The 26,878-nt window shown below is 65.1% G+C and carries 21 protein-coding genes and 3 tRNA genes; 11 read left to right on the top strand and 13 right to left on the bottom strand.

The features are described from left to right. Positions 1-1,119, bottom strand: a complete 1,119-nt coding sequence (locus tag LOC60_RS00180; RefSeq protein ID WP_230020640.1) for a CE1758 family FMN-dependent luciferase-like monooxygenase — start codon at positions 1,117-1,119, stop codon at positions 1-3. Between the two features lie 309 nt (positions 1,120-1,428). On the opposite strand from LOC60_RS00180, the gene LOC60_RS00175 reads away from it, so the two are divergent. Together LOC60_RS00175 and LOC60_RS00170 are read left to right on the top strand one after the other, a co-directional pair. Further along, positions 1,429-2,052 (top strand): hypothetical protein, encoded by a 624-nt coding sequence (locus tag LOC60_RS00175; protein WP_230020639.1) that lies wholly within the window; start codon positions 1,429-1,431, stop codon positions 2,050-2,052. Next, positions 2,049-3,218: an HNH endonuclease gene (locus LOC60_RS00170; RefSeq protein ID WP_230020637.1), complete on the top strand. Its 1,170-nt coding sequence runs from the start codon at positions 2,049-2,051 to the stop codon at positions 3,216-3,218. Before LOC60_RS00175 ends, LOC60_RS00170 begins: the two co-directional genes overlap by 4 nt. A 55-nt stretch (positions 3,219-3,273) precedes the next feature. On the opposite strand, the gene LOC60_RS00165 is transcribed toward LOC60_RS00170, so the two are convergent. The 3 genes from LOC60_RS00165 to LOC60_RS00155 all read right to left on the bottom strand — a co-directional run bounded on the left by LOC60_RS00165 (position 3,274) and on the right by LOC60_RS00155 (position 9,878). Further along, complete coding sequence (locus LOC60_RS00165) at positions 3,274-6,408, bottom strand: efflux RND transporter permease subunit (protein WP_230020636.1); 3,135 nt, start codon at positions 6,406-6,408, stop codon at positions 3,274-3,276. 119 nt (positions 6,409-6,527) lie between these two features. Continuing rightward, the gene (locus LOC60_RS00160; RefSeq protein WP_230020635.1) at positions 6,528-8,018 is read right to left on the bottom strand and encodes a malate:quinone oxidoreductase; all 1,491 of its coding nucleotides are present in this window, start codon (positions 8,016-8,018) and stop codon (positions 6,528-6,530) included. A gap of 132 nt (positions 8,019-8,150) precedes the next feature. Then, positions 8,151-9,878: an ABC transporter substrate-binding protein gene (locus tag LOC60_RS00155; protein WP_331460752.1), complete on the bottom strand. Its 1,728-nt coding sequence runs from the start codon at positions 9,876-9,878 to the stop codon at positions 8,151-8,153. 125 nt (positions 9,879-10,003) lie between these two features. Between LOC60_RS00155 and LOC60_RS00150 the strand changes: the two genes are divergently transcribed. After that, the gene (locus LOC60_RS00150) at positions 10,004-11,725 is read left to right on the top strand and encodes an ABC transporter ATP-binding protein (protein WP_230020633.1); all 1,722 of its coding nucleotides are present in this window, start codon (positions 10,004-10,006) and stop codon (positions 11,723-11,725) included. A gap of 2 nt (positions 11,726-11,727) precedes the next feature. After that, a complete protein-coding gene (locus LOC60_RS00145) occupies positions 11,728-12,282 on the top strand; it encodes a tetratricopeptide repeat protein (protein ID WP_230020631.1) in 555 nt (184 codons plus the stop codon). Between the two features lie 73 nt (positions 12,283-12,355). Here LOC60_RS00145 and LOC60_RS00140 read toward each other — a convergent pair whose 3' ends face one another. The 5 genes from LOC60_RS00140 to bcp all read right to left on the bottom strand — a co-directional run bounded on the left by LOC60_RS00140 (position 12,356) and on the right by bcp (position 16,946). Next, entirely contained in the window at positions 12,356-13,300 is a 945-nt protein-coding gene (locus LOC60_RS00140) for an ABC transporter permease (protein WP_442860352.1), read from the bottom strand. Beyond that, a complete protein-coding gene (locus LOC60_RS00135; RefSeq protein WP_230020630.1) occupies positions 13,297-14,301 on the bottom strand; it encodes an ABC transporter permease in 1,005 nt (334 codons plus the stop codon). Before LOC60_RS00135 ends, LOC60_RS00140 begins: the two co-directional genes overlap by 4 nt. 103 nt (positions 14,302-14,404) lie before the next feature. Further along, entirely contained in the window at positions 14,405-16,099 is a 1,695-nt protein-coding gene (locus tag LOC60_RS00130) for an ABC transporter substrate-binding protein (RefSeq protein ID WP_230020629.1), read from the bottom strand. 237 nt (positions 16,100-16,336) lie between these two features. Continuing rightward, positions 16,337-16,418 (bottom strand) — tRNA-Leu (locus tag LOC60_RS00125). 60 nt (positions 16,419-16,478) lie between these two features. Then, positions 16,479-16,946 carry a thioredoxin-dependent thiol peroxidase gene (gene bcp, locus LOC60_RS00120; protein ID WP_230020628.1) on the bottom strand — a complete coding sequence of 156 codons (468 nt, stop codon included), beginning with the start codon at positions 16,944-16,946 and terminating at the stop codon, positions 16,479-16,481. Between the two features lie 158 nt (positions 16,947-17,104). Between bcp and LOC60_RS00115 the strand changes: the two genes are divergently transcribed. From LOC60_RS00115 to LOC60_RS00105, 3 genes are all read left to right on the top strand, one after another. Continuing rightward, positions 17,105-17,611: a MarR family winged helix-turn-helix transcriptional regulator gene (locus tag LOC60_RS00115; RefSeq protein ID WP_442860351.1), complete on the top strand. Its 507-nt coding sequence runs from the start codon at positions 17,105-17,107 to the stop codon at positions 17,609-17,611. Between the two features lie 61 nt (positions 17,612-17,672). Next, entirely contained in the window at positions 17,673-18,890 is a 1,218-nt protein-coding gene (locus LOC60_RS00110; RefSeq protein WP_230020625.1) for an RtcB family protein, read from the top strand. Between the two features lie 35 nt (positions 18,891-18,925). After that, entirely contained in the window at positions 18,926-19,720 is a 795-nt protein-coding gene (locus tag LOC60_RS00105; protein ID WP_230020624.1) for a GNAT family N-acetyltransferase, read from the top strand. Between the two features lie 75 nt (positions 19,721-19,795). Here the strand turns inward: LOC60_RS00105 and LOC60_RS00100 are convergent. The 3 genes from LOC60_RS00100 to LOC60_RS00090 all read right to left on the bottom strand — a co-directional run bounded on the left by LOC60_RS00100 (position 19,796) and on the right by LOC60_RS00090 (position 20,570). Beyond that, positions 19,796-19,871: transfer RNA gene (locus tag LOC60_RS00100), tRNA-Lys, on the bottom strand. A gap of 183 nt (positions 19,872-20,054) precedes the next feature. Further along, a tRNA-Lys gene (locus LOC60_RS00095) sits at positions 20,055-20,130 on the bottom strand. Between the two features lie 116 nt (positions 20,131-20,246). After that, positions 20,247-20,570: a hypothetical protein gene (locus LOC60_RS00090; protein WP_230020623.1), complete on the bottom strand. Its 324-nt coding sequence runs from the start codon at positions 20,568-20,570 to the stop codon at positions 20,247-20,249. A 124-nt stretch (positions 20,571-20,694) separates the two neighbouring features. On the opposite strand from LOC60_RS00090, the gene LOC60_RS00085 reads away from it, so the two are divergent. Next, positions 20,695-21,660: a 2-hydroxyacid dehydrogenase gene (locus tag LOC60_RS00085; protein ID WP_230020622.1), complete on the top strand. Its 966-nt coding sequence runs from the start codon at positions 20,695-20,697 to the stop codon at positions 21,658-21,660. Between the two features lie 15 nt (positions 21,661-21,675). On the opposite strand, the gene LOC60_RS00080 is transcribed toward LOC60_RS00085, so the two are convergent. Then, a complete protein-coding gene (locus LOC60_RS00080) occupies positions 21,676-22,179 on the bottom strand; it encodes a hypothetical protein (protein ID WP_230020621.1) in 504 nt (167 codons plus the stop codon). A gap of 149 nt (positions 22,180-22,328) precedes the next feature. On the opposite strand from LOC60_RS00080, the gene ilvD reads away from it, so the two are divergent. From ilvD to ilvN, 3 genes are all read left to right on the top strand, one after another. Then, on the top strand, positions 22,329-24,032 hold the full coding sequence (ilvD, locus tag LOC60_RS00075; RefSeq protein WP_230020620.1) for a dihydroxy-acid dehydratase: 1,704 nt from the start codon (positions 22,329-22,331) through the stop codon (positions 24,030-24,032). Between the two features lie 404 nt (positions 24,033-24,436). Beyond that, positions 24,437-26,344 carry an acetolactate synthase large subunit gene (locus tag LOC60_RS00070; protein ID WP_230020618.1) on the top strand — a complete coding sequence of 636 codons (1,908 nt, stop codon included), beginning with the start codon at positions 24,437-24,439 and terminating at the stop codon, positions 26,342-26,344. Between the two features lie 3 nt (positions 26,345-26,347). Next, positions 26,348-26,860 carry an acetolactate synthase small subunit gene (gene ilvN, locus LOC60_RS00065; protein WP_227918205.1) on the top strand — a complete coding sequence of 171 codons (513 nt, stop codon included), beginning with the start codon at positions 26,348-26,350 and terminating at the stop codon, positions 26,858-26,860. Positions 26,861-26,878 lie beyond the last annotated feature (18 nt).

Raw genomic sequence — 26,878 nt, 5'->3', positions numbered from 1 at the left:
CTACTGAACCGCGGGGGACTGCGGGACGGCTGCCTGGTCTGCGGCAGCGTTCCGGGCGGCCACCCGTGCAGCATGCGTGGGTCCTTCGGGAACATCCTTCGGGCGGCGGGAATCAAATTCCCTCCGCAGTTCCGGGAGTACGTATTCCCCGAAGAGATCCAGCTGTTCCAGCACTGTCTTCAGCGGCAGGCCTGCATGGTCGATCAGGAACAGCTGGCGCTGGTAGTCGCCGAAGTACTCCTGGAAGCTCAGGGTCTTCTCCAGCACCTCCTGCGGGCTGCCCACGGTGAGCGGGGTCTGTGCGGTGAAGTCCTCCATGGACGGCCCGTGGCCGTACACCGGGGCGTTGTCGAAGTACGGGCGGAATTCGTTCACGGCGTCCTGGGAGTTCTTACGCATAAAGAACTGTCCGCCAAGTCCCACAATCGCCTGGTCGGCACGGCCGTGGCCGTAGTGCTCGTAGCGCTCGCGGTACAGGCCGATCAGCTGCATGTAGTGCTCCTTCGGCCAGAAGATGTTGTTGGCGAAGAAACCGTCGCCGAAGTAGGCGGCGATTTCGGCCACCTGCGGCGTGCGGATGGAACCGTGCCAGACAAAGGGTGCGACGCCGTCGAGCGGGCGGGGTGTGGCTGTGAAGTTGCGCAGGGGAGTGCGGAACTTGCCCTCCCAGTTCACAGTTTCCTTGTCCCACAGCTGGCGCAGGAGGTTGTAGTTCTCCACGGTCAGTTCCACCGAATCCTGCGGATCCTTGCCGAACCAGGGGTAGACCGGTGCGGTGTTTCCCCGGCCCAGGACCAGGTCCACCCGGCCGTCGGCGAGGTGCTGGAGCATGGCGAAGTCCTCGGCGATCTTGACCGGGTCATTGGTCGTGATCAGCGTGGTGGTGGTGGAGAGGATGATCCGCTCGGTCTGCGCGGCAATGTAGCCCAGCAGAGTGGTGGGGGAGCTCGCGTAGAAGGGCGGATTGTGGTGCTCGCCGGTGGCGTAGACATCCATGCCGATCTCTTCGACCTTGCGGGCGATGGCGACGGCCGCCTTGATCCGCTCTGCCTCGGTGGGAATCCGCCCGGTGACGGGATCCTGGGTGATGTCGCTGACGCTGAAGACACCGATCTGCATGTTGGCCTCCGGAAATTGGGGTGATCTTAAAGTATATGCATATGCATGCACTTATCCTTCAACCGTGACTTGGGATGGTTCATTCCCGGGTGGGGCTCCCGGGGGAGGGCTGGGGAGGCGGAGGCGTTGAAGGTTGAGGACGACGCTGGAGCGTAGAGAAGGGCTTACAGGGGAATTCCGGGTTAGAACTCGCAGCCTCGTACACGTAGGTAGTCGGGGTAAAAAGACGGATAATTTTCGTTTCTGGAGGGCACCATTTTTGGCCTGTTTTCGGGCGGGAAATGTCAGTGCCGGATGAAATCGTGAGGTATGGATCAGCTCGGGAATACCGGACGGACAACTGAAGAGCCAGACCATGAGGACCAGCAGCCGGCGGGGCAGGCTGGTGAAGCGGAGGCGCCCTGCCCTCCCGTTACTTTGGCGGTATATCGGGCGGATCTGGCCACTGAGCCTTCCGCGGCTGCACATGCCAAGCCCGGCACCGAGTCAGCGGACCATTCCGCCCCTGACACGGGTCCCGTTCCTGCCGGGCACGCCGAGGCCGCTCATCCCGGAGCTCCCACCACCCCCGAATCCGAAGCCGGCAGTTCAGCTCCCGATGCCGGAGCTGCCCCAGCCAACGATTTCGAAGCCGGGAATCCTGCCTTCAGTTATCCGGACGGTTTTACCGGGACACTCGCCCTGCAGAACCTTGAATCGTTCGACGACCAAGCAGTAGGGGAAACGCTCAGCCGGGTCGCGCACCTGATCTCCTGGGGGCAGGCGCTGCAGGCCCGCCTGGTCAACCGCATGGGGGAGCTCTTCCGGGACGACAGATATACCCCTTCCGCGCGGATCGAACCGGGGATGGCTTTTAGCCTTGCAGCGTCTGAATGCGCGGCCATCCTGCATGTTCCGAGGTCAGCGGTCAGCGGCTCCTCAGTGAAGCGATGAGCCTCTGCACTTCGCAGACGGCAACACTGCAAAACCTGGAAGAAGGACGCCTGAGCTACGCCCACGCGCAGGTGATCCTGGATCAGTGCCAAAACGTGCCGGCCGCGGAAGTGCCCGGGTTCGAAGCTGACCTACTGGCAGCAGCGGACGGCCAGACCCGCGCCCAGTTCGCCTGCAAGGCTCGACGGCTGCGCGAAAAGAAGTTTCCCGAGACCGTCAGTAAGAGGCATCTGACCGCGTTCGAGCAGCGCAAGGTCACCCTGGACCGCGAAGAGGACGGCATGTCCTGCCTGTCGGCATACCTGCGGGCAGCGGAAGCCCAGCAGATCTACACAACGCTTAGTACTGCAGCGCGGGGTGAACAGGCGGCCGGGGATTCCCGGACCGCTGTTCAGCTCCGCGCAGATATTTTGGCGCAGCTGCTGATGGCCGGCAGCCGGGGACTGTTCACGACGCCCGGAACCCCGGACGAGGCCGGAACCCGAGACGCGACCGGAGTCCGGCCCGGCACCGGCCACACCAGCAATGACACTGGCACAGCCAACCGGGGCGAGGACGGAACCGGCTTAGGCAGCGGATCGAAGGGCGGCCCCGATCACCCAGCCGGACCGGACGAGGGAATCGTCCCTCGGACCGAAATCATGGTGCTGATCAGCGCCGAAACCCTCTTCGGAGCCGACGACCAGCCGGCAGAACTGCACGGCTACGGCCCCATCAGCGCCGAAGAAGCCCGCAGGCTGGCCCGCAACGCCGTCGGCTGGACCGGGCTGGCTCAGGACCCAAAGACCAGAGAAATCCTCGGGGTGGGACGGCGCAGAAAAGTCCCGGCCGGGCTCCGCCGCTGGCTTCGCGCCCGGGACGGAACCTGTCGGTTCAGCGGATGTAGGGTCAACGCCGCGGTTTCGGACATTGACCACACCGTCGACTGGGCCCGCGGCGGTCCCACGGCTCAGGGAAACCTGGAACACCTCTGCCGGCGGCACCACCGGTTCAAGACTCTGGGCTTCTGGAAAGCGTGTCAGCCCGCGCCAGGGGTGATTGAGTGGACTTCGCCGACCGGCCGCGTCTACCGTACGGAGCCGTTCCTGGAACTCGGACCGCCACAAACGGAGGCGGCCGCTGGCCAGGTTGCGGATCCGCAGCCGGATGCGGTGCCACCTTTCTGAGCCTGCCGCCTCACCCAGGAGGCTAGCCCTGCGTACCGGCAGCCGACCTGCCCGGCTAGGCGCGAACCTCTGCCTCGCTCGCTTGCGCTGTCGCCTGTGCCTTCCGCTGCTGCCGCTTCTCCCGGGTTCCCTCCACCAGACGGTAGAGCACCGGCACCAGGATCAGCGTCAGTGCGGTCGAGGAGATCAGGCCGCCGATCACCACAATGGCCAGAGGACGTGAAATGAAACCGCCCTCGCCGGTGATCCCCAGCGCCATCGGGGTGAGCGCAAAAACAGTCGCCAGAGCGGTCATGAGGATCGGGCGCAGCCGCTGGCGGGCGCCGCGGAAGATGGCGTCCTCCACATTCATGGCCGGTTCATTGCCGCGCGGCTGCCGGTACTGGTTGATCAGGTCCATCAGGACAATCGCGTTGGTCACGACAATGCCCACCAGCATCAACATACCGACCAGCGAGGGAAGGCCCAGCGGAACCCCGGTCAGCAGCAGCAGCAGGACGGCACCGGTAGCGGCAAACGGAATGGAAACCAGCAGGATCAGCGGCTGCAGCAGGGACTTGAAGGTTGCCACCATGATCACGTAGACAATGGCGATGGCCGCCAGCAGGGCCAGCCCCAGCTGGGTGAAGGACTCGTTCTGCTGGGTGGCGGCACCGCTGAGTTCCGCGGTCACGCTGGCCGGCAGATCGACGTCCGCCAGCCGGGACTGGACTTCGGTGATGGTGGCACCGAGATTGTCGCCGTCGGGCGAGACGGAGACGACGGCGGTGCGTTCGCCGCCGGAGGAGGAAACCGACGTCGGGACCTCCACCTCTTCCACCGTGGCCAGGGCGCTCAGCGGTACGGTCCCGGACCCGGCCGGCACGGAGATGCCGTTCAGCTGCTCCAGGGAAGTGATGGGGGTGCCTTCCCCAATGAGCACCGGAAGGTCATCGGTGCCCAGCCGCACGGTTCCGGCCGGAAGCGGGCTGATGGTGGAGGCCACCAAACCGGCAATCTGCTGCTCGTTCAGTCCCGCAGCAACGGCTTTGCCCCGGTCAATGCTGACCTGCACCACCGGCTGGGAGGAGGACAGGTTGCTGCTCGCCTCGGCGACGCCGGGCAGGTCGGACATCGCCTCAACGATGGCGTCGCTGGCCGGCTGCAGATCCGCGGGATCCCCGGCGGACAGGGAAATGTCCACAGTGTTGGAGGTGCCGAAGCCGCCGCCGGTGCTGCCCAGGGTGACCTCGCCGGCATCGTCTACGTCCTCAAGGGCGGACCGCACGGTATCCCGCAGGGCCACCTGGTCCACGCCTTCCTCAGTGATGACCGTGAAGTTGGCTACCGAGGAGCCCCCGCTGGTGAACGCTGCCAGCCCGGAGGTGGAGGTGCCCATGGTCACCTGGACGTCCTTGATGCCCTCGACGTCGTCCAGGACCTTTTCGACTTCCCCGGCAGCCTCGGAGGTGCGATCCAGGGAAGTGCCCGCAGGCAGCTCCTGGCGCACGCTGAACGTGTTCTGGCCCGTGTCGCCAAGGAGGTTGGTGGGCAGCAGAGGGGTCATGGCGGCCGTAGCCACCAGGATGATCAGTCCGGCGGTCACCGTGTAGACGGGGTGGCGCTGGGTGGTACGCAGGATCGGCAGGTAGCCGCGCTGCAGGAGCGTCCGCGACTCGCGTTCCTCGGCCTCGGCGCGGAAGGCGGCCGGATCCGCAACCTGCGGCGAGGACCTCAGGAACCAGTACGCCAGCACCGGCACAATCGTCAACGAGACCAGCAGAGAGGCCAGCAGCGCCAGGGTCGTGGTCACAGCGAAGGGCCGGAACAGCTCGCCTGCGAGTCCGCCGACAAAGGCGATGGGCGCGAAAACCGCCACGGTGGTGAGGGTCGACGCCGTGACGGCGCCGGCGACCTCGCGGACTGCGGTGAGGATGGCGGTGCGTTTATCCTCGCCGTAGCCCAGATGCCGCTTGATGTTCTCGATCACCACAATGGAGTCATCCACCACCCGGCCGATCGCAATGGTCAATGCGCCGAGGGTGAGGATGTTCAGGGAGTAGCCGAAGGCCAGCAGCCCGATGAAGGTCACCAGCAGGGACAGCGGAATGGAGACGGCGGTGACCAGGGTGGAGCGGATGGAAAGCAGGAAGACCAGGATCACCAGCACCGCGAACCCGAGGCCGAGCAGGCCCTCGGTGGTGAGGTCGGAGATGGATTTTTCAATGAACGGGGCCTGATCGAAGATCACCGTGAAGACGGCGCCGCCGCCAAGTTCGTCCTGGAGGGAGGGCAGCAGGTCCATGACCTCATGGGAGATGCCTACCGTGTCCCCGGCAGGGGTCTTGGTGATGGACACGGCGAGGGTGGCCTCACCGTTGGTGCGCGTGATCGAACTGGCCTCATCCTCGGTGATGTCCACGGAGGCCACATCGCCGATGGTGACCGGTGTGCTGCCCGGCGTCGACTCCGTGGACTCGACCGGCAGCGCAGAGATTTTTTCGAGGCTGTCCAGCGGCGCGCCCACCTGGATCGACAGGGTGCGGCCGTCTTCCTGGACAGTTCCGGCCGGCAGCAGGGCGCCGCTGTTCTCCAGGGCATCAACAATCGCGGCGGCAGTGACCCCGGAGGAAGCCAGCGCGGCGTTGTCAGGCAGGATGGCTACGTGGCGGGTTGCACCGCCGGTGACCTCGGCAGTGCGGACTCCCTCGATCTTCTGCAGCCGGGGGACCGTCAGTCGCTGCAGGTCCGCGTTGAGTTCGGCCAGGGGCTCGTCCGAGGACACCGCCAGGTACACAATCGGGAAGTCGCTGATGCTCCCGGCCAGTGACTGCGGATTCGCATCGTCGGGAAGCAACTGCCGGGAGTTGGAGATGGCCCGGTCCACCTGCCCGCGTGCCCGGTCCAGATCGGTGCCGTAGGCGAAGGTCAGGCTGATGGTGGAAATGCCCGAACGTGACGTGGCCGAAGAGGACTCAAGGCCTTCGACTGCGGTGAGGGCGCCTTCCAGCGGTTCGCTGATCTGCGCATCCACCACTTCGGGGGAGGCACCGGGCAGGGCGGTGATGACGCTGATCTGCGGAAACTCCAGCGACGGGATCAGTTCCTGTTTCAGGGAGCTCATTGAAATCACTCCGAAAACAGCCACGAAGACCGTAATCAGGGCAATGAGCGCCCGGTTGGAGAGGGACAGCCTGGCCAAACGATCCATGATCCTGCCTTAGGAAGGGCGAACTGGAGTTGGGCGGCGCGGCTATGCCGGCGCCGGAACGCATGTCGCGGCGCAGGTCTGCCCGGAGGGGCAGCCTACGCCGCGGATACTGCCGGGTGCTAGGAAAGTCCCAGGACCTTATTGGTGTCGGCTTCGATCTCCGCCGCCAGGTGCTCGTTGTCATTGAGCTTGACGCCGTAGCCCGGGATCATTTCCTTGATCTTCGGCTCCCAGCCGTCGAACTGGCGGGGGAAGGCGCGCTTGAGCAGGTTGATCATGATGGGCGGCGCCGTGGACGCGCCGGGGGAGGCACCCAGCAAGGCACCGATGGAGCCATCGGCGGCGGTGATGAGCTCGGTGCCGAACTGCAGCACCCCGCCCTTCTTCGGATCCTTCTTGATCACCTGCACGCGCTGGCCTGCGGTGATGAGGTCCCAGCCCTCGGTCTTCGCGGAGGGCATGAATTCCTGGAGTGCCTGGGTCTTGCCTTCGCGGGTCTTCATTACCTCGGTGACGAGGTACTTGACCAGGCTCATGTTGTCCTTGGCCACGCCCAGCATGGGCACCAGGTTGGACGGACGGACCGAAAGGGGCAGGTCCAGGTAGGAACCGGTCTTCAGGAACTTGGGGGAGAAGCCGCCGTACGGTCCGAACAGCAGCGAACGCTTCCCGTTCACGAAGCGGGTGTCCAGATGGGGCACGGACATGGGCGGAGCACCGACCGAGGCCTGGCCGTACACCTTGGCGTTGTGCCGGGAAATGATCGAATCGTCCGTGGAGCGAAGGAACTGGCCGGAGACGGGGAAGCCGCCAAAGCCCTTGCCCTCGGGGATGCCGGATGCCTGGAGCAGGTGCAGGGCTCCGCCGCCGCCGCCGATAAAGACGAAGCGGGCGGAAACGGTGCGGGTGGTACCGCTGGCACGGTCCTTGACCTTGACATCCCAGCCGCCGGTGGAAGAGCGGGACACGTTGCCGACCTCGTGGCCGAAGTGCAGGTTTACGCCGTTGGCACCCAGGTAGTTGACCAGTTCACGGGTCAGCGCACCGAAGTCAACGTCGGTGCCGCCGGCGACGCGGGAGGCAGCAACGCGCTGTGACGGCTCGCGGCCCTCCATAATCAGCGGTGCCCATTCAGCCAGCTTGGCCGGATCCTCGGAGAACTCCATGGTCTTGAACAGGGGCTGTGCGCTCAGCGACTCGTAGCGGCGGCGCAGGTACTCTGAATGCGCGTCACCCCAGACGAAACTCATGTGCGGCAGCGGGTTGATGAAGTTGTTGGAGATATGGCCTGCAGAGACCAGATGCGACCAGAACTGCCGGGAAACCTGGAACTGCTCGTTGATGCCCACCGCCTTCGCCGGGTCAACGGAGCCGTCGGCCGCGGCCGGGCTGTAGTTCAGTTCGCAGAGCGCGGCATGGCCGGTTCCCGCGTTGTTCCAGGGATCGGAGCTTTCCAGCCCCGCCCGGTCAAGGCGCTCATAGAGGGAAATGTCCCAATCTGGCTGGAGTTGCTTCAGGAACGCACCAAGGGTGGCGCTCATGATGCCGCCGCCGATCAGCAGTACATCAGTTTTCGTTGCGGAATTATCCGCCGGGCTATTAGCAGTCAACTTGTTCTCCAGTCGCGTGGGCGCTAGCCCTAGAAGCGTATCCCCGACCACATGTCTTCCTAAAATTATCGCTGTACTTAGCCTCCCGGCGGGAGGGGGAAGGGCTAAGCCGCGGCCGCCTGCCGCAGGGACTTACCGCTCCGCCAGCGTGACCCGGTTGAAGACTTCGTGAAGGACGGGGCTGGTGGGATAGGCGGCCACCCGGGGGGACAGCGCGAGGGCGGAAATCGGGAAGGCCAGGGGTACGGCCGGCACGCGTTCGGAAATCCGGTCGCTAATGGCGTGGTACGCGTCGGTTTGTTCCTGCCCGTCGCCGAGCGAGCGTGCCTTTTCGATGCCGCTGAATACTTCGGGGTCGTTATAGGAGAATTCGTCGGTGTAACCGCCAAACAGGGTGCCGACAAAGTTGTCCCCGGCCTCGTAGGTTCCGGCCAGTCCCAGCAGGTGGAAGGCCCGGTCTTCCTTGCCCTGCACCTTTTCGAGGTACCCCTCGGACCAGTCCACCGGGACGGGGCGGATATTGAACCCGGCGGCGGTGAGCTGGCTGCTGAGCCTGGCGTACACCTTCTCCGGTGTGGGCAGGTAGCTGCGGGTGACGCGGCGGGGATAGTAGAAGGGCAGTTCGCGGCCGTCATAGCCGGCTTCCTTAAGCAGTTCGCCTGCCTTCTCGACGTCGTACCCGTAGCCGGTAACGCTGTCCGACGTCAGGCCGAGCTTTTCCGGGAGGAACTGGCCGGCAGGCTTGGTGCCGTTCAGGAACAGTCCGTCCAGGACGGCGGGCTTGTCGATGGCATGGGCTACGGCCCGGCGCATCAGCACGCTGTCCAGTCCGGGGAAGCTGGAGTTGATGCCCAGATAGAGGATGGAATACGGGTCCCGCTGCTGGATCTGCAGCCCGTTGCGGGCCAGGTCTCCGACGTCGTTCACCGTCACCAGGTCGTAGCCGTCCACTTCGCCCTTCTTCAGGGCACGCAGCCGGCCCTCCGGGCTGGAGATGGTCCTGAAGACAACGGTGCCGATCTGTCCGGCCTCGCCCCAGTACTCCGGGTAGGCCGCCAGTTCCACGGCGTCCCCGTTCCAGCTGACGAAGCGGAACGGGCCGGTGCCTACCGGGGAGACGCCGTAGCCGGAAACCTTCCGTCCGTTGCGTTCCTGGGTGAGGTCATCGGCGTGGGCGTCCGCCAGTGCCTTCGGCGAGGACATGGCGAACGCCGGAGCAGCAAGGGCCGGGATGAAGCTGTCCAGCGGCTCGGTGAGTTCCACCCGTACCGTGTATTCGTCCTCCACGACGCATTCCCGGTAAACCGCCGTCTTCGGGGAGTCCGAGAACCCGCGGAAGACGGAGCGGTACATGAGGGAATTGCTGCGCGCTGATTCCGGCAGGGTGTACCAGCGTTCGAAGTTCCGGCGCACGGCTTCCGCGTTGAAGGGCTCGCCGTCGTGGAAGGTGACGTCACGCCGCAGCTCAAAGGTGTACGTCCTGCGGTCCTCGGACTTGGTCCAGCGCTTTGCCAGCAACGGTGTCGGGGCCGAGGTCAGGGCATCGACGCCGACCAGGCCTTCCAGAACCTGCCGGGTGACCCGGTAGGACTCGGTGTCCGCAGCCAGGGCAGGGTCCAGCGTGACGGGGCGTGCCGCCGTCGCAAAGGTGAACCGCGCGTTGGGCCCCGCGGGTCCGGACGGAGTGGGTGCAGTGGAGGCAGTAGCGGGTGAATCCGCTTCTGCGGTGCAGCCGGCGAGCATCAAGGCCGCAGCAACCGCGCCTGCGCGGATGACGGACCGGCGGGAAAGGGCGGGGCTGCCGGGTGTGGCAGTGCCGGATTTAGCGGTGCCGGATTTGGCGGTGCCGGAATCGGTCACGGTGATACTCCTCCGGGACGCTCCATCCCTCATTTTTCAGTGATTCTTCATTCTAAATGATTAAAAACGGGTAAACAGCTGTGAGACACGCGTCACAAGGGGCAAGAGTGGGGCAGGATGGGGAAATGACTGATTTGAGCACTGATTCGCCCCTGCTCGAGGTGAGCAACCTCGCCGTTAACTTCCGGACCATGGATGGAGAAGTACCCGCCGTGCGCAACGCCGGTTTCTCCCTCCCGGCGGGAAAAACGCTGGCCATCGTTGGGGAGTCCGGGTCTGGAAAGTCCACTACCGCGATGGCCGTTATCGGGCTGCTGCCGGGTAACGGCACCGTCGCGTCGGGCAGCATCCGCTTCGACGGCCAGGAACTCGTGGGCCTTCCCGAATCCAAGATGCGGGCCATCCGCGGACGTTCCATCGGACTGGTGCCGCAGGACCCGATGTCCAACCTCAATCCGGTCACCAAAATCGGTACCCAGGTCGCCGAAACCCTGCTGGTGCACGGCATGGCCACGTCCAAGGACGTGGACCGGAAGGTCGTGGAGGTCCTCACTGCGGCAGGGCTGCCCAACGCCGCCGAGCGGGCCAAGCAGTACCCGCATGAGTTTTCCGGCGGCATGCGCCAGCGTGCCCTGATTGCCATCGGCCTGGCCTGCCGTCCCCGGCTGCTGATTGCAGACGAACCCACCAGTGCCCTGGACGTCACGGTCCAGCGGACCATCCTGGACCAGATCGACCGCATGACCGAGGAGCTGGGCTCCTCCGTCCTGTTGATTACCCATGACCTGGGACTGGCTGCCGAACGTGCCTCCGAACTGGTGGTTATGCACCGCGGCGAGGTAGTGGAAACCGGCCCCGCCCGCCAGCTCCTGGAAGACCCTCAGCACCCGTACACCCAGTCGCTGGTCCGTGCAGCCCCCAGCGTGGCAGCTGTCCGGCTGAGCCCCGGCGCCTTTGCCGGGCATGCCCGGCCGAAGAGCGGAACCGCTGCCGCGTCGCCGGCCGCCGGCGAACTGGCAGCCGCACCCGCCGGGACGGAGACCGCGCCGGATAACATCGTGGAATTCCGCGACCTCACCAAGGTGTTCAAGATCCGCGGACGTTCCGAGGATTTCTATGCCGCCAGGAACGTCACCCTGGACATACCGCGCGGCCGCACCGTTGCCATTGTGGGGGAGTCCGGGTCCGGCAAGACCACCACGGCGCGGATGCTGTTGAAGCTGATTGAACCCACCAGCGGAACCATGACCTTTGACGGCCTGGACGTTGCCACGCTGGACAAGGTCCAGCTGCGCGAATTCCGGCAGCGGGTGCAGCCGATCTTCCAGGACCCGTATTCCTCCCTTGATCCCATGTACACCATCGAACGGATCCTGGAGGAGCCGCTCAAGACGTACCGCCGCGGCGACAAGGCGGAGCGCCGCCGGCGCGTGCTGGAACTGATGGAGCAGGTGGCACTGCCTCCGGAGATGCTGCACCGCTACCCGGCCGAGCTCTCCGGGGGGCAGCGCCAGCGCGTGGCCATCGCGCGTGCCCTGGCGTTGAAGCCCGAGCTGATTGTCTGCGATGAGCCGGTTTCGGCACTGGACGTCCTGGTGCAGGCGCAGATCCTGCAGCTGCTGGGGGACCTGCAGCGCGAGTTCGGCCTCAGCTACCTCTTCATTTCCCATGACCTGGCGGTTGTCCGGCTGATCTCCGACTACGTGTGCGTGATGAAGGACGGCGAGCTCGTGGAGGCGGCCACCTCGGAGGAAGTCTTCTCCAATCCCCGCCATCCCTACACGCGGAAACTCCTGGCGTCGATTCCCGGCAACGAGCTCAACATTGACGGCGAGCTGGCTTCGTAACGATGGCCGGACTGCAGGCGGGTCCCGCAGCGGACCTCGAGACCGAACTCCAGCAGGTGTTTGCCGCCCGGGACCGGGAGGACATGGCACCGACCATCGCAGCGCTGCTGGAGGTCCTTCGCCGCCATCCGGACAATGCCGGCGTCCTGTACGAGGTGGCGGGCGCCTACGACACGGCAGGCGAAGAGGAAACGGCCGCAGGATTCTACGAGCAGGCACTGGCACTGGGCCTGGAAGGGGACGTGCTGCGGCGCTGCTACCTCCAGTACGGCAGCACCCTCCGCATCCTCGGCCGTTCCGCCGAATCACTGGCGGTCTTTGCCCGCGCCCGGCAGGCCTTTCCCGATTCGGTGTCCCTGGGCGTCTTCGAGGCCCTGACCCTGCATGCTGCGGGCAAGGTAAACGCGGCGCTCGCCGCCGTTTTGGTCCTGCTCGCCCAGAATGTCTCCTCGGAGGACCTGGAGCGGTATGTCCCGGCCGTGCTCGGCAACGCCGGCTACCTCGCTTCGCTCGACGCCGGGGACGGCAGCGGGGATGGCGCGCTCGACGGCGCCTGAACCGGTTCGGATGCAAAGGAAGGGCCCTCCGGATGGAGAGCCCTTCCTTTGTTTATGCCGGCGTTCCGGGCGGCTACTTTCGCCGGGTCCTGGGATCCAGCGCTTCGCGCAGGGACTCGCCCAGCAGGGTGAAGCCAAGGGCCGTCACGGCGATGCAGATACCGGGCAGGAAGGCCAGCTGCGGAGCCACTCCGAGTTCAGCCTGGGCGTAGGTGAGCATCCGGCCCCATTCGGCGGTCTGCGGCAGGCCTCCGCCCAGTCCCAGGAAGGACAGCGCAGCGGCGTCGATGACCGCCGTTGCCAGGGTCAGGGTCGCTTGGACGATCACCGGGCCCATGCTGTTGGGCAGCAGGTGGCTCATGGTGATGGTGCGCCGGCTCAACCCCAGTGTCTGCGCAGACAGGATGTAGTCCGCGCTGCGCTGGGAGATCATCGAGGAGCGCAGCAGCCGGGCAAAGATGGGCACCTGGGAGACGCCGATGGCAATCATGATTGCTGCGGCATTCTGTCCGAGCAGGGCAGCGACGCTGACGGCGAGCAGCAGGTTCGGCACCGAGAGCAGGATGTCGACAAAGCGCATGATCACGCTGTCCACCCAGCCGCCCAGGCCGCCGGCGATGACACCGAGCAGCACACCGCCCGCGAGACCCAGCGCCGTGGACACCACGCCGATGATCAGTGACGCCCGTGCGCCCCAGATCAGCTTGGACAGGACATCGCCGCCGAACCGGTCCAGGCCCAGGGGATAGCCGTCAATATCTCCCGGCCCGGGAATGCTGGTGGGGGTGATGTCGGTGCGGCCGGGCAGGTCGTCGCCGCCGAAGGGGGCGAGCAGCGGGGCCAGGATGGCCACCAGGATGAACAGCCCAACGATGACGGCGCCGGCAATCGCCGAGGGGTTGCGGCGCAGCCGGCGGAAAGCGTCTTTCCACATTCCGCTTCCGGTGGCCGGCTTGGCGGTGGGGGCTCCTTCGGGAAGGACGGACCCGCCGGTCGCGGGGGGCAGAGTAGTACTCACTGGACACGCACCCTTGGATCGATGAAGCCGTAGGACACGTCAACCAGCAGGTTGATCAGTGAATACGCCACGGCGATGAAGACAATGAATCCTTGCAGGACCGGATAATCGAGGGCGAAAATGGCGTCCCTCAGGAACCTGCCGATACCGCTGAAGGCAAAGACCGTCTCGGTGAGCACCGCTCCCGAGATCAGCAGGCCGGTCTGCAGGCCGATGGTGGTGGTCACGGGCAGCATGGCGTTGCGCAGCACAAACCGGCCGCGGATGGTTTTCTCCATCAGGCCCTTGGCCCGGGCAGTGCGCACGTAGTCCGCTCCCTGGACTTCCAGGACCGACGCGCGGGTGATGCGCACGATGATCGCCAGCGGAATGGTGCCCAGCGCGATGGCGGGCAGCACCAGGTGCAGGACGGCGTCCCAGGACGCGTCCCACTCCCGCGTGAGCAGTCCGTCCAGGACGTAGAAGTCCGTGACGTGCGTCGCGTCGATACGGGGATCCTGGCGTCCGTCGGTGGGGAACCATCCCAGCTGGATGGCCAGCACCCACTTGAGGATGAAGGCCAGGAAGAAGACCGGGACGGTGACGCCGATCAGGGACAGGACCACGGAGGAGTGGTCCCAGAAACGCCCGTAATGGGTGGCGGCAAGGTAGCCCAGCGGGATGCCGATACCGATGGCGAAGATGAGCGCGACGACAGCCAGTTCCAGCGTGGCGGGGAAACGGGTGGCGAACTCCTCCAGTACGGGGCGTCCCGTAGTAATGGAAGTGCCGAAGTCGCCCTGAAGCAGCTTGCCGACATAGGTGAAGTACTGCTCGATCAGGGGCCGGTCGAATCCGTAGGCCTTATTGATGTTGGCAATGGCCTCCGGGGAGGCCTTGTCTCCGAGCAGCGCGGTTGCCGGACCGCCCGGTAGGTTGCGCACCCACAGGAAAAGCAGGATGGAAAGGCCGATCAGGGTGGGGATCAGCATAAGAAGGCGTTTGCCGATGACTCGTAGCACGAGTGTCCTTTCCCAGCCGCGGGAGCTGGAGGATCTGGAGAGGAAAAGACGAGGCGCGTAGGAGGCCGGGGACCCCGCAGGGTCCCCGGCCTCCGGCGGGGTGTTACTTGCTGAGCTTGATCTCGCTGAAGACCTCGTCGTTCACCGGGCTGGCCGGGTAGGATTCCACGCGCTCGGAGAACGCGAGCGACGGCGCCGGGTGGGCCAGCGGGATCGCCGGCACAAACTGGGCAATGTCTTCATTGATCTGCTCGTAGAGCGGTGTCTGCTCCTCGAGGGTGGAAACCTGGCGTGCCTCTTCCAAGGCGTTGAAGATCTCCGGGTTGTTGAAGCCGAACTCCGGCTTTTCCTGGCCGAAGAACACGCCCACGAAGTTGTCGGTGTCGTTGTAGTCGCCCGTCCAGCCCAGCAGGTGCAGGCCGTGGTCCGAACCTGCCTGGACGCGGTCGAGGTAGTCAGGGGACCACTTGTTCGCCTGGTCGTTGACCGTGATGCCCACTTCGGCCAGCTGGGCGCTCAGGTTGGTGAAGACCTGCTCGGGTGTGGGCATGTACGGCCGGGAGACGCCCGTGGGGTAGTTGAAGTCCACGGTGAAGCCGTCCGGGTAGCCGGCTTCCGCCAGCAGCGCCTTGGCCTTCTCGGGGTCGTACTCGTACGTGGTGACGTCTTCGTTGTAGCCGTTGACGACGTCGGGGATGAACTGGGTGGCAACCTTGGTGCCCTCGGGCAAGGTCTGGCTGACCAGTGCTTCCTTGTCGATGGCGTGCGCGATGGCCTGGCGGACCTTGGGATCGGCCAGCTCGGGGACCTTCTGGTTAATGCCGAGGTACAGGATGGTGAAGGGATCGCGCTGGACTACGTTGAATCCGGCATCGGCCAGTGCCTGCGTGTCGGCGGGGGCGACGAGGTCGTAGCCGTCGATGTCGCCGGACTCCAGGGACTGGCGGCGTGCCTGCGGATCATCGATGACGCGGAAGATGATATCGGTGACCTGGGCGTCGGCGCCGCCCCAGTAGTCCTCGTTCAATGACAGGGTGAGCTGGTTACCCACGTCCCAGCCGTCGAACTTGTAGGGGCCGGTGCCCGTGGGGTGGCCCTTGGCGTATTCGGTCAGCTCGGGGGCCTCGGCCGTTCCGGAGGACTCGTTGGCGCCGAACTCCTCCAGGGCGGCCGGGCTCTGCATGCTGAATGCCGGCAGGGAGAGGGCTGCCACGAAGCCGGCGAACGGCTTGTTCAGCGTGATCACTGCCTCGGAGTCCGAGGATGCCTCGCAGGACTTGTAGGTTGCGGTATCGGGGGTATCCGAGAAGCCCTTGAACAGCATGCCGTAGTAATAGGCCTGGCTTTCGGCCTGCTGGATGCCGGTGAAGTTGTACCAGCGGTCAAAGTTGGCGCAGACCGCTTCGGCATTGAAGTCCGTGCCGTCATGGAACTTGACGCCCTCTTCAAGGGCGAAGGTGTAGGTCATGCCGTCGTCGGAAGATTCCCACGACTTCGCCAGCAGCGGCGCCGGGTCTGCGGTGCCGGCCTTGACCCCCACAAGGCCTTCGAAGATCTGGCGGCTGACACGGAAGGATTCGCCGTCGGAAGCGAAGGCGGGGTCCAGGGACTTGGGGTCGGACGAGGCGGCGAAGACGAAGGTGCCGTTCACGTCGCTGGAGCCGCCGTCGGCCCCTTCCTCGCGGTTGCTTTGGGCACAGCCCGAAAGCACAAGCGCGCTCAGGGCAAGGCCGGCGGTAAGGGCGGACGCGCGCTTCTTCGCGGACCGGCCTTTCCTGACACTGTCTGCTGGGAACATGTTTTGGGTACTCCTCAAGGGCGGATGAACGCTAAGCGAGTGTTGCCTGCGGCCGGAAAACCAGCCCGTATGCGCCCGTTGGGCGCACACGTATGGACAGAGCCTAATGGGGAAGTGTTTCTGTTACGTGACATTCGTCACCGTCGGCGTGGTCACGATTCGGTCACGCCGGAGCCGGAGACGGTTTATCCGGGCACGAAAAAGCCCCGGTCCGAAGACCGGGGCTTTGATATTCAGTGCGCGAGGAGGGACTTGAACCCACACGTCCGAAGACACTGGAACCTAAATCCAGCGCGTCTACCAATTCCGCCACTCGCGCCGATTTCCCCGCCGGCTGTTACATGCCGGGTGCGGGAAACCGGTTTTAGTCTACCCGAGGTTAGTCGAGCCCCAGATCGCGCCGGAGCTTCGCGACATGCCCGGTGGCTTTGACGTTGTACTGGGCCAGGGCAACCGTGCCCTCGGGGTTCACCACCACTGTCGACCTGATGAGCCCTTCATAGGTGCGGCCGTAGTTCTTCTTCTCACCCCAGGCACCGTAGGCTTCGGCCACGGCGTGGTCCGCGTCGGAGAGCAGCGGAAAGTTCAGGTTTTCGGTTGCTGCGAACTTTTCCAGCTTCTCCACCGGGTCGGGGGAGATGCCCAGGACGTGGTAACCGGCGCCTTTGAGGCTGTTCAGGTTATCCCTGAAATCGCAGGCCTCCTTGGTGCAGCCGGGCGTTGCCGCGGCCGGATAAAAGTAGACAATGGTGCTGCTGCCGCGCTGGTCCGCCAGCGACACGGTTGTCCCATCGGCGGCGGGAAGCGCGAATTCCGGTGCGGTCTCGTCCGGGCTCAGACGGGGCATTAGGTCTCTCCTTGATGTCGATTTCGCCGTTGGCGCGTCAAAAGGCGACATTCCAACGTGCGGTGGCTATCCTAGACTGTGGATCGGGACGTAATCAGCAAATTGACTGTTACGTGCGGATCCGTCCCCGAGAGGAAGAGTTTTATTTTATGCCGGATATGGAGCGTTGGCCCACCGGTCGCCTGCTGTCAACAGCAGCCCGCCTTGTAGAGCACGCCTGGAACGAGCGGCTGGTCAGCATTGGGCTGACCCATGCAGGCGTCATAGCGTTGGGTGTTCTTGATGCACAGGGACCAATGACACAGGCCCGCCTTGCGCAGCTGGTGCGCGTCCAGGCCCAGACCATGGGCAAGACCCTGGCCCGCCTGGAAACCCACGGCCACGTGAGCCGCGTCCGCAATGACCTCGACAAGCGCAGCCACATGGTGACCATTACGGCCCAGGGCACCGAGGCACTTCGCGAGGCACAGAACATCGAGCGCACGCTGCTTGACGGCGGTGACCTGCTGTCCGAAGCACTGCGCAGCCAGCTGCGAAAGGTCATCAGCGAGCTGGGGAGCCCGCGGTGGCAGGTAGCCGTCGACGTACCCGGCCTGCCGATACCCGCCGAAAGCGGCCTGGTGATTCTGCCGGAGACTGCGGAAGCAACAGCCGACAGCCGCTGACCGCAGCGCGTCAGGCAAACCCTAAAGGAGGCACATCCACCGGATGTGCCTCCTTTGCGTTATGCCCGCTAGCCTCGAAGGTAAGCGCACTGACGAAAGGGCGGCTGTGGAGCAGAAGGTCAACGACAAGTACATCAACTTCGCCAGCGTGATTGACGACGTAACCCTGGAGCAGAACACCAGGACGTCCCGGATGCCGTTCATCTATCCGCACCTGGCTTCCATGCCGGACGCACACCTGGGTAAAGGGGCCGCTGTCGGATCCGTGATTCCCACCCAGGGGGCCATCATTCCCGCGGCGGTCGGCGTCGATATCGGCTGCGGGATGATCGCCGTCCGCACCCGGCATTCCGCCCCGGACATCGACGGGTTGAACCGCCGCGTCCTCCGCGAATCTATTGAGCGTGCCGTTCCGCTTTCGGCCGGCAACAACAACCGCAGCCTCACGGACTCCGCGCGTCGGCGGGTCGAAGAACTGGCCGACGACGCCGCTGCCGCCGGCTTTGACCCGGCGTCCTACCTCAAGGGCTGGCGGCTTCAGCTGGGCACGCTCGGCTCGGGAAACCACTTCATCGAAGTCTCCCTGGACGAGGAGGATGCTGTCTGGCTGTTCCTGCATTCGGGCTCGCGCGGCGTCGGCAACAAGATTGCGCAGCAGCACATCTGGGCCGCACAGAATTACTGCGGCAAGCGCTCCGTCGAGCTGCCGGACCGGGACCTGGCTTATTTGGAAGAGGGGACCGAGGAGTTCGACCGGTACATTGCGGAATTGATGTGGGCCCAGAAATTCGCCCTGCTCAACCGCGAGGAGATGATGGACCGGGTGGTTGCCTGTTTCAGTGCGTGGACGGGGGAGGCTGTGCAGGAACGGGAACGGATCAACTGCCACCACAACTACACCGAGGTGGAGCACCACTACGGCAGGGACGTCTGGCTCTCCCGCAAGGGCGCCATTGATGCCTCGCCGGGACGCCCGGGGCTGATCCCCGGGTCCATGGGCACGGCGTCGTACGTGGTGGAAGGCAAGGGCTACGCGCCGTCGATGAATTCCGCACCGCACGGAGCCGGCCGCGAGTATTCCAGGACGAAGGCGCGAAAGACATTCAGCCAGGAGCAGCTGCGGAGGGCCATGAAGGGGATCGAGTTCCGGGATACCCCGGCCTTTATTGACGAGATCCCGGCAGCCTATAAGGACATCGACGCCGTGATGGCGGACGCGAAGGACCTGGTGACCGTGAAGCACGTGCTCCGGCAGATCGTGAACGTCAAGGGGAACTAAGGGCAGGCCCGTCACCGGCGGTAGGGTGTGGACCCATGACCACATCGACGGAACTCCTTGCCGCCTACGACCGACAGCTGCGCACCGACGCGGAAACTCCGGGCGCGGCATCCGTCGAACGGCTGGGACCGCTGCGCCTGGCGACGTTCGAGGGCGGCAGGGGCTTCATCACCTACGCGGACCTGGACGGGGCGGACGCCGCAACAATCGAGGGCTGGGTGGCTGCCGCCCTGGCCCACTACAGGAGCAGCCCGGAGACCAGGCAGGTGGAGTGGAAGACCCGCGGCCATGACCGGGCGCCGGGTCTCCGCGAAGCCCTGCTGCGTAACGGATTCGAACCGGAGGAACCCGAATCCATCATGATCGGGCGTGCTGCAGACCTCGCGGTTGATGTCCCGCTGCCGGACGGGGTCACCCTTCGCCGGGTGACGGAGGAAGAGGATGTCCGCGCCATGAGTGCAATGGCGGATGAGGTGTTCGGCGACCCGGTGTCCCCGGCGACGGCGGATTCCCTTCTACACCGGCTGTCCCGCGGCGACGGCATGGAACTCTGGGTGGCCGAAAGCGGTGGAACGATCATCAGCACCGGCCGCCTCGAGCCGGTCCCGGGCACGGAGTTCGCCGGCATCTGGGGCGGAGCGACCCTTCCGTCATGGCGCGGCCGGGGCATCTACCGCGCCGTCACCGCAGCCCGCGCACGTTCAGCGCTGGCCGGGGGCAGGACGCTGATCCACAGTGACTCGACGGAATTCTCCCGCCCCATCCTGGAGCGCTCCGGCTTCCGAAAGGTCTCTACCACAACGCCGTATCTCTGGCGTGCGGAAGCGTAGCTCCAGGAGCCGGACGCCGGCAAAAGAAAAACCCCGTCCAACCCGGCGCAAGGCCTGGTCGAACGGGGTTTTCAGTGGTGCACCCCCCGGGACTTGAACCCGGAACCCATTGATTAAGAGTCAATTGCTCTGCCAATTGAGCTAGAGGTGCGCACTTTGCTGGAAGGAAGACCTACGCCGTGAGGCGCGGTTTGTTCTCCGCAACGACATGAAACATTACCACGTGGGCGCGGGGTGCACGAAATCCTCCGGCAGTACGGATCAGCATCCCGGCTACGGGCAGCAAAAAACCCCGCCCGGCCAGGCGAAGAGCCTGATCGAACGGGGTTTTCAGTGGTGCACCCCCCGGGACTTGAACCCGGAACCCATTGATTAAGAGTCAATTGCTCTGCCAATTGAGCTAGAGGTGCGTATTCGAGGTGATGAAACCGGCGGCATTTCTTCCGCAGTTGGCATCAGCAACGACATGAAACACTACCAGCAGTTCCGCCGGAGAATGAAATCCGGCGGGGTTTTGTGTCCGGTCTCACGTCGCGTTCCGTTCCGGGGCAGCGCCGGGGCGAGGGAGGATCACTAATTCACCCGGACTCCCGTCCCAGTCGCCGCTGCTGTCCACCACCCAGGTCCGGGCGGGCAGGTTCGACGCCGGGTCCCCGGTGGTCACGGTCGTGACGGCATCGCGGGGAACCGGAGTAACCGGGAGGTCCGGATCCGGCACACCGGCAGTGTCGATCCCCGCCGCCGTCCGTACGGCACCGTGGGCCAGCATCCGCTCCATCATCCGGACTGCCCAGACCGTGGCCACGGACCCAACCCCGAGGGCTGTGAGAAGAACGGATTTGCGGGTCACGGCGGCATCCTTCGGTCGGCGGAAGGCACGTTTTTCACGTTACGGCGGGCACCTGCCGCTGTCCATAGCTGCGGACCCCGGGCACTGTCCCGCTCGCGCAGTGACACCCGTTACGCTGGCTGGCATGGCCGACATTGAATTCCCGAAGGTTCCGGTACGCACCCTCACCGTGCCCACCCCCGAGCTCCTTGAAGCCCTGCAGCCGCTGCCCGAAGGAATGCATGCGGCCCTCTGGGACCTGGTTGGCGAGCCCGAAGGTGTTGCGTACGCAGAGATCGATGCGGTGGTGCTTCCCTACGCCAACGGAGCCGACTACGGCGACGCGCTGGACCGGGTGCCGAGCCTTTTGCTCCTGCAGGCGCAGTCCACCGGCTATGACGGACTGCCCGAACTGGTGGGGGAGCAGACAGCTATTGCCAGCGCCGCCGGGGTCCATGCTGCCGCCACCGCTGAAATGGCCCTCACCCTGATCCTTGCGGCGCAGCGGGGCCTCGACGATGCCTTGAGCGCCCAGCACGAGGGCCGGTGGGAATCGATCCGGTATCCGGGGCTGGCAGACCGCCGCGTGCTCCTCGTGGGTGTGGGGGGAATCGGCCGCGAGATTGCCGCACGGCTGCGCCCGTTCGACGTCGAGCTCACCCGGGTGGGCAGTTCTGCCCGGACGGACGACGATGGTGCCGTGCACGGAACGCACGAACTGGCCGAACTGGCGGCCCGGGCCGAGATCCTGGTGGTTATCACGCCGCTGGACGCACAGACCCGCCATTTGATCGATGCCCGCATACTCGCCGCCCTGCCGGATGGAGCGCTGGTGGTCAATGTTGCACGCGGCGCGGTGGTGGACAGCGAGGCCCTGACCAAGGAAGTGGTGTCCGGCCGGCTGCGCGCCGCTGTCGACGTCTTCGACCCGGAACCGATGCCCGCCGATCATCCTCTGCGGCAGGCACCCGGCGCAATCATTACCCCGCACTGGGGCGGCAACACCGCCGCGTTCGAACCCCGGATCAAGGCCCTGCTCCGCCGTCAGGTGCTGCGGCTGGCTGAAGGAAAAGAACCGCTGAACCTGGTCCGCCCCGGCCCCTGGGCATAAGCGGGGCCCCGGAACCTAGGCCAGTTCCAGGTAGGAGTCCACGAAGGAGCGGAAATCCTCCCAGTCCGCTGCCTGCTCCAGCAGCAGCTCTCCCGCCGTGGCGGGCAGGAAGGCCTGCGCTTCGACGGCGAACTGGAAAACGCGCCCGGTGCTGGTACCCACTTCATACGCGTCTGTATCCAGCTCCTCCGTGTGGCTGAGGTTGGTGGTGTTCACCGACGTGGGTGATTCCAGCCCGGCGAGGGTCTCGACGTCGAACGGAGCGAATACGACTTCGGCCGGACGCCAGCGGTAGCCCAGCACATAGAAACCGGTTTCCCCGTCGAGCCCCGGTGTGGCCAGGACCAGGTTGTAGTCGCCGTAGTTGGGGATCTGCGATTCGAAGACGCGTCGCAGCACCCGCTTCAGCTGGTCGCTGTCAGGGGTTCCTGTTCCCGCGCCTGGTTCAGTAGCTGCGCTCGGTTCAGTGGCTGCGCTCGGTTCAGTGGCTGCGCCAGGGGATCCTGTATCCGATGTCATAACCCCAGTCTATGAACACGGTCCCCCCATTCGGGAAGTCCTTCCCGCCCCTGCCCGAGATCGTCATCTGCCGTTCACAGGCCGTAACAACAGCTGCCCATCTCCGTCACAGAGGCGAACCCTGCCGGCTTAAGTCCTACGATCTACCCATGAGCGGAGACAACACACCGGACATCAAACCCCGCAGCAGAGTCGTCACGGACGGCATACACGCGGCACCTGCCCGCGGTATGTTCCGCGCCATCGGTATGGGCGACGACGACTTCGCCAAACCGCAGATCGGCGTCGCCAGTTCCTGGAACGAGATCACTCCCTGCAACCTTTCCCTGAACCGCCTCGCGACGGGTGCCAAGGAAGGCATCCACGCCGGCGGCGGCTTCCCCATGCAGTTCGGCACCATTTCCGTCTCCGACGGTATTTCCATGGGCCACGAAGGCATGCACTTCTCCCTGGTGTCCCGTGAAGTCATTGCGGACTCGGTGGAGACGGTGATGATGGCCGAACGCCTGGACGGTTCCGTACTGCTGGCCGGCTGCGACAAGTCCCTGCCCGGCATGCTGATGGCGGCGGCCCGCCTGGACCTCGCCAGCGTCTTTCTCTACGCCGGCTCGATCATGCCCGGCTTCGCCAAGATGGAGGACGGCAGCGAACGGGAAGTCACCCTGATCGATGCCTTCGAGGCAGTGGGTGCCTGTGCCGCAGGCAAGATGAGCCTGAAGGACCTGGATTCCATTGAACGGGCCATCTGCCCGGGAGAAGGTGCCTGCGGCGGCATGTATACCGCCAATACGATGGCGTGCATCGGCGAGGCCCTGGGCATGTCCCTGCCGGGTTCGGCCGCTCCGCCCTCCGCGGACCGGCGCCGCGACGAGTTTGCCCGCAAGTCCGGGGAAGCAGTGGTCAACCTGCTGCGCAAGGGCATTACCGCCCGCGACATCATGACCAAGAAGGCCTTCGAAAACGCCATCGCCGTCACCATGGCCTTCGGCGGGTCCACCAACGCCGTGCTGCACCTGCTGGCCATCGCCCGCGAAGCCGAAGTGGACCTCACCCTCGAGGACTTCAACCGGATCGGCGACACCATTCCGCACCTGGGCGACCTGAAGCCGTTCGGCCGGTACGTCATGTTCGACGTAGACAAGATCGGCGGCGTGCCGGTCATCATGAAGGCACTGCTCGACGCCGGCCTGATCCACGGCGACTGCCTCACCGTCACCGGCAGGACCGTCGCGGAGAACCTCGCCGCGATCAACCCGCCGGATCCGGACGGGAAGGTCCTGCGGGCCATGGACAACCCCATCCACAAGACCGGCGGCATCACCATCCTCAAGGGCACCATGGCCCCGGAAGGCGCCGTCGTGAAGAGTGCAGGGTTCGACGCCGACATTTTCGAAGGCACTGCCCGCGTCTTCGAGCGCGAACAGGGTGCGTTGGACGCACTGGACGCCGGGGAAATCTCCGCAGGCGACGTCGTCGTCATCCGTTATGAAGGCCCCAAGGGCGGTCCGGGAATGCGGGAAATGCTCGCCATTACCGGTGCCATCAAGGGTGCGGGCCTGGGCAAGGACGTCCTGCTGCTCACCGACGGCCGCTTCTCCGGCGGCACCACGGGACTATGCATCGGCCACGTGGCACCGGAAGCGGTCGACGGCGGCCCCATCGCCTTCGTGCGGGACGGCGACCGGATCCGGGTGGACATTGCCGCCCGCAGCTTCGATCTGCTGGTGGAGCCCGAGGAACTGGAAGCGCGCAGGGTCGGCTGGCAGCCGCTGCCGGGGAAATTCACGAAGGGCGTGCTGGCCAAGTACGCCAAGATGGTCAACTCCGCGTCCACGGGGGCTTACTGCGGTTGAAAAGCCTCCCCACGGGCATCCGCTGGCGCGGATACCCGTGGGGCCCCTAAGGCTTTTCAACCTTATTAAGCCCTGCCGCCACGAGGGGATGGGATCCAAACCCTGGATGGTAGGTCTCACATAATGAGACGGGCGTCTCATAAGATTGACACCCCCGTAGGGGAACGCAAGACTGAACGGTATGCAGATCGTACCCGTCGTCCTTATCAAGCGCGTGGCGTAACAGCCCGACTTGTCTAAGACGTCACGCGCGAACCCCTACGGAGCCAACAGGCACGAGGGGTTTTTTTATTGGCATCGTCAGTTTTGGCTTCGCCGAACACGGAAGCCGTACCGGGCACAACCCGGGACGGCCGTCGCATGACCGCATTGACCATGGATTAGCATCCGCAAAGGAAGTTCCGATGAGTAAGGGATCGCCAATCAGCCCTTCGCTGATGGCCTCGAAGGCAAATGCCGCTGCACGCGCTGCGGCAGCCAGGACCAAAGACGTAGCCAGTTCCGTGTCTGCGCATCCGGAAACCGCGGATGAGCGCATCCAGGGGCCCAACAACACTGTTCCGCCCACCGAGATGACCGGCTCGCAGGCCATCGTCCGTTCGCTCGAGGAACTCGGCGTCGACGAAGTCTTCGGGCTGCCCGGCGGCGCCATCCTGCCCACCTATGACCCGCTTATGGATTCCACGAAAATACGGCACATCCTGGTCCGGCATGAGCAGGGCGCCGGCCACGCCGCCGAGGGCTATGCCATGGTGACCGGACGCGCCGGAGTCTGTATCGTGACGTCCGGCCCCGGGGCCACCAACCTCGTGACCGCCATTGCCGACGCCCATATGGACTCGGTCCCGATGGTCGCCATCACCGGCCAGGTCTCCAGCGCGTTCATCGGCTCCGACGCCTTCCAGGAAGCCGACATCGTGGGCATCACCATGCCCATCACCAAGCACTCCTACCTGGTGACGGATGCGGCCGATATTCCCCGCGTGCTCGCCGAGGCCTTCCACATTGCGACGTCGGGCCGTCCCGGTCCGGTCCTCGTCGACATTGCCAAGGACGCGCAGCAGGCGAAAACCACCTTCTCCTGGCCGCCGAAGATCGATCTGCAGGGCTACCGCACCGTGGTCCGCGGACACTCCAAGCAGGTGCGCGAGGCCGCCCGCCTGATTGCCGCCTCGCAGCGGCCCGTGTTCTACGTGGGCGGCGGTGTGCTCAAGGCCAACGCCTCGGCGGAGCTGCTCGAACTGGCCGAACTGGTGGGTGCCCCGGTGGTCACCACCTTGATGGCCCGCGGCGTGTTCCCGGATTCGCACGAACTGCACGTCGGCATGCCCGGGATGCACGGGTCGGTTTCGGCCGTGACCGCCCTGCAGCAGTCGGACCTGCTGATCACCCTCGGCGCCCGCTTCGATGACCGGGTGACCGGTGTGCTGAGCTCCTTCGCACCCGGCGCCAAGGTTATCCATGCGGACATCGACCCTGCGGAGATCTCCAAGAACCGGCCGGCGGATGTGCCGATTGTCGGCTCGGTGAAGGAAATCATCCCCGAACTGGCCGACGCCGTGCGCGGACAGTTCGAAACCGCGAAACCGGACATCTCGGCCTGGTGGGCCGTGCTGGAGCGGCTGCGCGAAACCTACCCGATCGGTTACGCCACACCCGAAGACGGACTGATTGCCCCGCAGAAGGTCATCGAGCGCATCGGCGCGATGACCGGCCCCGAAGGCGTCTATGTGGCGGGCGTGGGCCAGCACCAGATGTGGTCCGCCCAGTTCATCAAGTACGAACGCCCCCGGGCGTGGCTGAACTCCGGCGGCCTGGGCACCATGGGCTATTCCGTGCCGGCAGCCATGGGCGCCAAGGTAGGCGCACCGGACCGGGTGGTCTGGGCGATTGACGGAGACGGCTGTTTCCAGATGACCAACCAGGAACTGGCCACCTGCCTGATCAACAACATCCCGATCAAGGTCGCCATCATCAACAACTCCTCGCTGGGCATGGTCCGGCAGTGGCAGACACTCTTCTACGAGTCCCGCTACTCCAACACGGACCTGAACACCGGGCACGACACCGTGCGGATCCCGGACTTCGTCAAGCTGGCCGAGGCGTACGGCTGCGTGGGCCTGCGCTGCGAACGCGACGAGGATATTGACGCGACCATCGCGCAGGCGCTGGAGATCAATGACCGCCCCGTGGTCATCGACTTCGTGGTCAGCCGCGACTCCATGGTGTGGCCGATGGTTCCCACCGGAGTGAGCAATGACCTCATCCAGATTGCCCGCAACATGACCCCCACCTGGGAAGAGGAGGACTAGGACATGGCCCGCCACACCCTTTCCGTGCTGGTAGAAGACGTTCCCGGCGTGCTGACCCGGGTTGCCTCGCTGTTTGCGCGCCGGGCATTCAACATCAATTCCCTGGCCGTGGGTCCCTCGGAGGTTCCGGGCATGTCCCGGATCACCGTGGTGGTCGACGCCGAGGGTGACCTGCTCGAGCAGGTCACCAAACAGCTGAACAAGCTCATCAACGTCATCAAGATTGTCGAGCTGGTTCCCGATTCCTCCGTGCAGCGCGACCACATCCTGGTCAAGGTTCGTGCGGATGCCGCAACCCGGCTGCAGGTAACCCAGGCAGCCGAGCTGTTCCGCGCCTCGATAGTGGATGTCTCCACCGACTCGCTCATCGTCGAGGCAACCGGCACCGCCGACAAGCTCAACGCACTGCTCTCGGTGCTTGAGCCCTTCGGCATCCGCGAAATAGTCCAATCCGGAACCCTGGCCGTTGCCCGCGGCTCAAAATCCATGAGCGACCGCGCCCTGCGCAGCGCCTGAGTTCCACCACCGATCCTT

Origin of the sequence: Arthrobacter sp. zg-Y769 (genome assembly GCF_020907405.1) — a bacterium.
GTDB lineage: Bacteria > Actinomycetota > Actinomycetes > Actinomycetales > Micrococcaceae > Arthrobacter_B.
Note: the sequence above shows the minus strand (reverse complement) of the source record. Positions and strands in the feature narration are given on the sequence as shown.